This is a genomic window from Streptomyces hainanensis (assembly GCF_004348415.1).
Classification (GTDB): domain Bacteria; phylum Actinomycetota; class Actinomycetes; order Streptomycetales; family Streptomycetaceae; genus Streptomyces; species Streptomyces hainanensis.
In genome coordinates, this window is sequence record NZ_SMKI01000408.1 from 1 (window position 1) to 7119 (window position 7119).

8 protein-coding genes and 1 tRNA gene are annotated in these 7119 nt (G+C 74.8%); all 9 read right to left on the bottom strand.

All coding sequences use genetic code 11. The features are described 5' to 3' along the window. On the bottom strand, nt 1-213 hold a 213-nt coding region (locus tag E1283_RS28410), incomplete at its 3' end, for a hypothetical protein (protein WP_132821031.1). Next, nucleotides 187-259 (bottom strand) — tRNA-Lys (locus tag E1283_RS28415). The genes E1283_RS28410 and E1283_RS28415, both read right to left, overlap by 27 nt. Then, the gene (locus E1283_RS28420) at nt 250-888 is read right to left on the bottom strand and encodes a hypothetical protein (RefSeq protein ID WP_132821032.1); all 639 of its coding nucleotides are present in this window, start codon (nt 886-888) and stop codon (nt 250-252) included. Before E1283_RS28420 ends, E1283_RS28415 begins: the two co-directional genes overlap by 10 nt. A gap of 49 nt (nt 889-937) precedes the next feature. Further along, entirely contained in the window at nt 938-1702 is a 765-nt protein-coding gene (locus tag E1283_RS28425; protein WP_132821033.1) for a cupin domain-containing protein, read from the bottom strand. Next, nucleotides 1696-2628, bottom strand: a complete 933-nt coding sequence (locus E1283_RS28430) for a DUF6807 domain-containing protein (protein WP_132821034.1) — start codon at nt 2626-2628, stop codon at nt 1696-1698. Before E1283_RS28430 ends, E1283_RS28425 begins: the two co-directional genes overlap by 7 nt. Beyond that, on the bottom strand, nt 2625-3761 hold the full coding sequence (locus E1283_RS28435; RefSeq protein ID WP_132821035.1) for a Gfo/Idh/MocA family protein: 1137 nt from the start codon (nt 3759-3761) through the stop codon (nt 2625-2627). The genes E1283_RS28430 and E1283_RS28435 overlap by 4 nt, the downstream gene beginning before the upstream one ends. Nucleotides 3762-3854: 93 nt before the next feature. Further along, nucleotides 3855-4928, bottom strand: coding sequence for a LacI family DNA-binding transcriptional regulator (locus E1283_RS28440; protein WP_132821036.1), 1074 nt, complete (start codon nt 4926-4928; stop codon nt 3855-3857). Nucleotides 4929-5036: 108 nt separating this feature from the next. After that, the gene (locus E1283_RS28445) at nt 5037-5942 is read right to left on the bottom strand and encodes an ABC transporter permease (protein ID WP_132821037.1); all 906 of its coding nucleotides are present in this window, start codon (nt 5940-5942) and stop codon (nt 5037-5039) included. After that, nucleotides 5939-6991, bottom strand: coding sequence for an ATP-binding cassette domain-containing protein (locus E1283_RS28450; protein WP_243745169.1), 1053 nt, complete (start codon nt 6989-6991; stop codon nt 5939-5941). The genes E1283_RS28445 and E1283_RS28450 overlap by 4 nt, the downstream gene beginning before the upstream one ends. Between the last annotated feature and the right edge of the window lie 128 nt (nt 6992-7119).

Genomic DNA, 7119 nt, shown 5'->3' on the forward strand with positions numbered 1-7119 from the left:
GTCGCGGTCCTTGGCCGCCATGCCGAGCGCGTGGAAGACGGTGGCGGCCACCCCGGGGACGGCCTCCGTCAGGGCCTCGGCGAGCGTGTCGGCGGTGTGGTGGCCGCCGCTCCGCTCCAGGAGGCCGGGCGGCCGGCGAGTCGATCTTGCCGCCGGCCACCCGGCCCCCGGCCCGCGCTCCGCTCGTAGGCCGTGTGGGACTCGAACCCACAACCAACGGATTAAAAGTCCGCGGCTCTGCCAATTGAGCTAACGGCCCGCCGGGAGAGCAGCATAGCGCCGGGTCCGCACGTCGACGGCGGCCAGCGCGAGCGCCAGCGGGCCGGGGACGAGCAGCGCCAGCGGCAGCATCATCCAGCCGCACAGCACCGCCGTCGCCAGGGCGAGCAGCACCAGGGCGCTGCCGCCCACGTCCCGCGCCGCGTCGCCGGCGGCGCCGCGCGCCGCCGCCCGCCAGTCGGTGACCGACTCGGGGCGGCCGCACGAGCGCAGCCCGACGACCACGGCGCCGGCCGCGACGGCACCCACCGCGAGCCCCGCGACCGGGCCGCCCGGCAGCCCGGCCCGCACCAGCGCCAGGTCGGCCGCGACCAGCAGCACGCCGGCCAGCGCCACCGCGCCGGCGGCCAGGTCGCCGAGGCGCAGCCGGCGCCGCAGCAGCCGCAGGTAGCGGCCGGCCGTCGCCGGCCGGTCCTCGCCCGCGCCGCGCAGCACCGCGCAGGCGGTGGAGAGCGCGGCCGGCGCGGTGACCAGCGGCAGGCTGGCCAGCGTCGTCACCAGGCCCACGGCCAGCATGTCGGCGAACAGGGTCAGCCGCGGCCCGAAGACCTCGCCCGGCTCGCGGCGGTCGCTCCCGCTCGTCCCGCTCGTCCCGCTCGTCCCGCTCATCCCTGTCCCCTGTCGCGTGTCCGCTGTCGCCTGCCCCCTGTCCCTTCGGTTACGCCTCCGTGGTGTGCAGGGTGGTGCCGGGCACCGCGTACTCGTCGCGGCGCCCGCACATGCCGTAGCCGCCCTCGCGGCTCGGCGCGGCGTCGTGGGCGGTGGCGTCGGCGAGGTAGCCGGGGTCGCCGGCCTCCAACGCCGCGAGCTGCTCGCCGGTGCGCTCGGCGGCGGCCAGCGCGCCGGCCCGCCACAGCGCGCGCCAGGTCGGCACCCGGTCGGCGACCAGCCGGGCCGCGGTCCGCTGGAACTCGCGGTAGGGGCCGTTGTCGCCGGCCTGGAGCGCGGCGCGCAGCGGCAGGTAGCCCTGGACGGCGAGGTCGCGGCGCCGGCGGGCGGCGTCGGCGACCTCGGCGTCCGGGGCGCCGGTGGGCAGCGCGGCGGCGGCCGCGTAGCGGTCGGGGTCGGCGAGCACCTCGGGCGGGAAGGTGAACACCGCGTCGCCGGCCTCGGGCAGGCCGCTGTTCTGCATGAGCACGGTGATCCGCAGCCCGCCGCCCTGCACCATCCGGTGCACCGTGCCCGGCGTGAACCAGGCGACGGAGCCGGCGCGGAGCGGGATGTCGCGGTAGCCGTCCGGGCTGAGCGTCTGCACGGCGCCCGTGCCGCCGGTGACGACGTACGCCTCCGTGCACACCAGGTGCAGGTGCGGGCTGCCGCCGCAGACGCCGTCGGCGGCCTCCCACTCGTAGGCGCTGAGGTGCGAGAGCCCCACCGCGCCGGGCAGCGGGTGGGGCAGGCTCACCGTGCCCGGCGTCACCATGACAGCCCGGCCAGGTGGGCCTCGATCCGGTCGACGTCCCAGGCGCCGTCGGCGACCACGACGCGGTAGCGGTAGTCGAACGAGGCGCCGGGCACCAGCTCGAACTCCTCGAAGAACGCCCAGGAGAAGGCGACCGTCGGGATCGGCTGGGAGCGCACGAACCAGTGCGAGGCGTGGACGGCGCCCTCGCCCAGGTTCTCGGGGGCGTGCGCGAAGACCAGGGTGGTGTCGGCGTCGACGTCGTCGTGGGTGGCGGTGAACGCCACCCAGGGCGCGTCGGTGGCCGGGGTGCCCATCGTCTCCTGGTCGGTGGCCGGGCCCTTGGGGGTGATCACCCGGCCGCCGGTGAAGTCGCGCGGGCCGCGCCACTGGAGCCCCGTGTAGCCGGCCATCTCCCGGCCGGCGGTGGTCGGCGAGCCGAAGCGCAGCGGCTCCTCGCGGACGTTGGTCAGCCGGATCGACCAGTCGACGGCGTACGCCCCGGCCGTGGAGTCGATCGCGTGCACGGTCACGCCGCGCTGTTCGACGGCCCACTCGTCGCCGTTGTGGGCGACCCAGGTGAGGTTCTCGGCGAGCGTGAACCGGTCAGCCTCGGCGTGCAGCGAGCCGAAGCCGTCGTGCCGCATGGAGCCGACCCGCTCCTCGACGCGCTGGTAGCCGGTCTCGGGGCCGAGGTAGCTGTTGCCGCCCCAGAAGTTCTGCTCCGACAGGTGGCTGGCCGTCATCTGGAGGCCCTTGTGCCACCGGTGGTCGTTGGGCCGGTAACCGGACGCCAGGTTGCCGGCCAGGGTGCGGAGCGGGTGGATGTAGGGCTTGCGGGACTCGAAGGGGTCCGCGTCCGGGCGGTAGACGTAGGAGAGCAGCTCGACGTCGCCGTGGCCGACGGTGATGCGGTCGCCGAGGGTGTGGGTGACCTGGATCGTCATCGCGTGGGGCTCCAGTCCGGGTGGTCGCCGTGCATGGCCGAGTAGTAGGGGTCGTCGGGGGTGATCTCGCCGGCGTGGACGGGCTCGCCGGTGAAGGCCGACTTGTAGAGGGCGGCGGCGAACTCGACGGTGGCGCGGGCGGAGGGGCCGCTGCCGGGCGGCCGCTCGCCGCGCTCGTACGCGTCGAGGAGCACGCCGAGCTGGGCGCCGTGCCCGCTGGGCACGTCGGTGGCCGGGGTGCGCCAGTGCTTGACCCGCGCCTCGTCGTCCAGGCCGGGGCGCGGGGTGTAGACCCAGTCGGTGTTGCGGTGGCCGTAGAGGTGGGTGACCTCGACGGTGGCGTCGGCGCAGTCGATCCTGATCCGGCTGACCTCGTCGGGCGAGAGCACGCTGTTGACGACGGTGGCCAGCGCGCCGTCGGCGAAGCGGACGAGTGCGGTGGAGACGTCCTCGCTCTCCACGTCGTGCACCAGCCGGCCGGCCATGGCGCGGATCTCGGTCCACTCGCCGAGCAGGTGCAGCAGCAGGTCGTACTGGTGGATGCCGTGGCCCATGGTGGGGCCGCCGCCCTCGGTGGCCCACCGGCCGCGCCAGGGCACGGCGTAGTAGGCGGTGTCCCGGTGCCAGGTGGTCTGGCAGTGCGCGACCAACGGGCGGCCGAGTTCGCCGCCGGATATCAGCTCGCGGGCGTGGACGGCTCCCGAGCCGTAGCGGTGCTGGAAGACGACCGAGGCGAACGTGCCGTTGGCCTCCTCGGCCGCGGCGATCTCGTCGTACTCGGCGAGCGAGAGGGTCAGCGGCTTCTCGCACAGCACCCAGGCGCCGGCGTTGAGCGCCGCGACCGTCTGCTCGCGGTGCAGCGCCGGCGGGGTGCCGATCAGCACCAGGTCCGGACGCTCGGCCGCCAGCATCGCGCCGAGGTCCTGGTAGCCGGTGACGGTCGCCCCCGCCTCGGCGGCCGCGGCGGCGAACACGTCGAGACGAGCGGGGTCGATGTCCACGGCGGCGACCAGCTCGACCCGGTCGGCGTGGGCGGTCAGGGCCGACAGATGGCTGCCGGTGACGATGCCGCCGGTGCCGACGACGGCGGCACGGAGGCGGGGCTTCGGAGAGGCGGGCGGAGAGGAGGGCATGCGAGGCTCCTGCTGCGTAAGTTCGTCGTCGGTAAGCGCTTGCACCGACCGGACTCTAAGGCCCATGTGATCGATCACACAAGACCTTTACCCCTACTTGTCTGGGGTGACGGCCGCGGACACGCCCCGAATCCGGCCGGCCGGCGCGGGCCCGGTCGAGCCCCTCAGCACCACCTCGTTGAGCGCCGTCGCGGGCGGCGGTTCCGCCTGCGACTCGCCGCGCAGCAGGGCCAGCAGCCGGCCCACCGCCTCGCGGCCCTGCCGCTCCCGGTCGACCCGCACCGTGGTCAGCGGCGGGTCCAGGTAGCGGCCCATCTCGTCGTCGTCCCAGCCGAACACGCTGACCTCGCCCGGCACGTCGACGCCCACGCTCTGCAACCCGCGCACGACGCCGAACGCCACCCGGTCGTTGGCCGCGAACACCGCCGTGGCGCCGGAGCCGGCGATCACCTCCCGGCCCGCGTCCCAGCCGGAGCGCACGCTCCAGTCGCCCTCGACCACCGCGCGCGACTCGAGACCGAGCTCGGCGACCGTCGCCTCGTACACCGCCCGCCGGTTGCGCGCCGACGCCCAGGTCGCCGAGCCCGCCACGTGCGCGAACCGCCGGTGCCCGAGGCCCGCCAGATGCCGGATCAGCTCGGCCGCCGGCGTGGCGTCGGCCAGCACGCCGCGGGCCCGCATGTTGTCGTCGTACTCGCCGTCGACCACGGTGGGCAGGGCCGGCGAGGTGCCCTCGGGGAGCGGGGTCAGGGAGAGGATCGCGTCGACGTTCTCCGGCTGGAGCAGCGTCTCGACGCGGGCGGCCCGCGCCGCGGCGTCACCCTCCAGGCCGACCACGTCCAGCAGGTAGCCGGCCTCGTGCGCGGCGGCCGCGGCGCCGCGCAGCATCCGGGTCGGCGCGAAGCCCGTGGAGTCGGGCAGGATCACCGCGATCCGGTGGGAGCGGCGGGTGCGCATGCTCCTGGCGGCCCGGTTGGGGCGGTAGTCGAGTGTGGCCACCGCCTGCGAGACCCGGCGCGTCGTCTCGGGCCGCATGCTGGGGTCGTTCCGCAGGAAGCGGGAGACCGTCTGGTGCGAGACCCCGGCCAGCCGCGCGACCTCGTGGATGGTCGCCGGCCGTGGCCCGCGACCGCCCTCCGGGCCGGTCGGCACACGCTGTTCCGACATCCGCTGCCCCCTTCCCCGGCCCTCGGCCGTGCGCACCAGTGTGCCCGCGCCGCGGCGGCGTCAGAAGGGGGAGGACGCCACCGCGGCGCGGGCGGGGAACGCGGCTGGTCAGTTCCGCGTGCGGTAGACCCGCATGGTGAGGGGGGCGAAGACGGCCAGCATGGCCGCCGCCTCGGCGAGCACCAGCAGCACGTCGCCGGTGCTCGCGGTGCCGCCCATCAGGCCGCGGACCGCGGTCGCCAGGTGGCTGACCGGGTTGACGTCGACGAAGGCCCGGAGCCAGCCGGGCATGGTGTCGGGCGAGACGTAGACGTTGCTGGCGAAGGTGAGCGGCATCAGCAGCATCATGCTGATCGAGGTCACCGCCCGCTCGTTCCTGGTGACCAGGCCGATCAGGGTCCACAGCCAGGACAGGCAGAAGGCGGAGACGACGATGAGCAGCACCGCGGCGACGATGCCGAACGCGCCGCCGCCCTGGGTCCGGTAGCCGAGGACGAAGCCGAAGGTCAGCATCATGATCGAGGCCATGACGTAGCGGGCGGCGTCGGCGAGCAGCGGGCCGATGATGGCCGAGGGGCGCCACATCGGCAGCGAGCGGAACCGGTCGAAGACGCCCTTCTCGGCGTCGCTGCTGAGGCCCATGCCCACGTACATGGTGATCATGAGCACGGTGTTCACCAGCACGCCGGGCAGGAAGTACTGGAGGTACTCGCTGGTGCCGCCCTCGGCGAGCGCGCCGCCGAAGAGGAAGGTGAACATCAGCAGCATCACCAGCGGGAACAGCGTCACGTCGGTGACCTGGGTGGGGCTGTGCCTGACCCGGAGCATCGCCCGGTAGAGGTGGCTCATCGAGGCGGAGAACCGGCCGGCGGGCGGCGGCCGTTCCCCCTCGCCGAGGACGGCGAGCAGCTCGTGGTCGATCGGCTCGCCACCGGCGCCTTCGCGGGCGGGCGTCGTCTCGGGGTCGGTCGCCGCCTCGGCGACGCCGGGGCTGGTCGGGACGTCGGTGCTCACGCCGCACGCTCCTTCGTGAGGTCCGCGGCGGCCCGCTGGTCCGCCTCGCCGTCCTCGGTCTGCTCCGTCGGGTGGCCGGTGAGCGCCAGGAAGACCTCGTCGAGGGTGGGCTGTCCCAGCGCGAACTCGGTGGTGGGCACCCCGTTGCGGGTGAGCTCGGCCAGCGCCTGGACGCTGGACTCGCTGTCGTCGACGCGGGCGGTGAGCGCCGACGGGTCGGACTCGAGCTGCACCTCGACGTCGAGCGCCCTCGTCAACACCCGCACGGCCGCGAAGCGCTGGGCCGGGTCGGCGACCCGCACCCGGAGGATGCCGGAGCCGACCGAGGCCTTCAGCTCGCCCGGCGTCCCCTCGGCGATCATCCGGCCGTGGTCGATGACCGCGATCCGGTCGGCCAACTGGTCGGCCTCGTCCAGGTACTGGGTGGTGAGGACGACGGTGGTGCCCCGGGCGACCAGCGAACGGACGATCGTCCAGACCTGGTTGCGGCTGCGCGGGTCGAGGCCGGTGGTCGGCTCGTCGAGGAACATGATGTCGGGCGGCACGATGATCCCGGCGGCGATGTCGAGGCGGCGCCGCATCCCACCCGAGTAGGTCTTGGCCTGCCGGTCGGCGGCGTCCGCGAGCCCCATCGCGCCCAGCAGCCGGCCGGCCCTGACGGTGGCCGCGGCGTGCCGGTGGCCGAGCAGCCGGCCGAGCAGGATCAGGTTCTCGCGGCCCGTCAACTCCTCGTCGACCGAGGCGAACTGGCCGGTGAGGCTGATCCGGCCGCGCACCTGGTCGGCCTGGGCGGTGATGTCGAGGCCCAGCACGGTGACGTGCCCGGCGTCGGCCGGCATCAGGGTGGAGAGGATGCGGAGCGCGGTGGTCTTGCCCGCGCCGTTGGGGCCGAGGACGCCGTAGACGCCGCCGGCGGGGACGACCAGGTCGAGACCGTCGAGGGCGCGGGTCTCGCCGAAGGTCTTGACGAGGCCCCTGGCCTCGATCGCCGGCGCGGGAGCGCCCGCCCGTGCCGCTTTCTCCCGCGAGGTGGTCCCCTGGTCGGTCACTCCGCTTCCTCCCGGTGCCGTCGGTAGCCTTGCCCTTCGACCTGTCGGCGCCACGAGGGTCGTGGCACCCGCCATTCCCGACGTGGCGGCGCCACTTCTCCTGCGTGGGGGGAGGGTTCGGGGGAGAG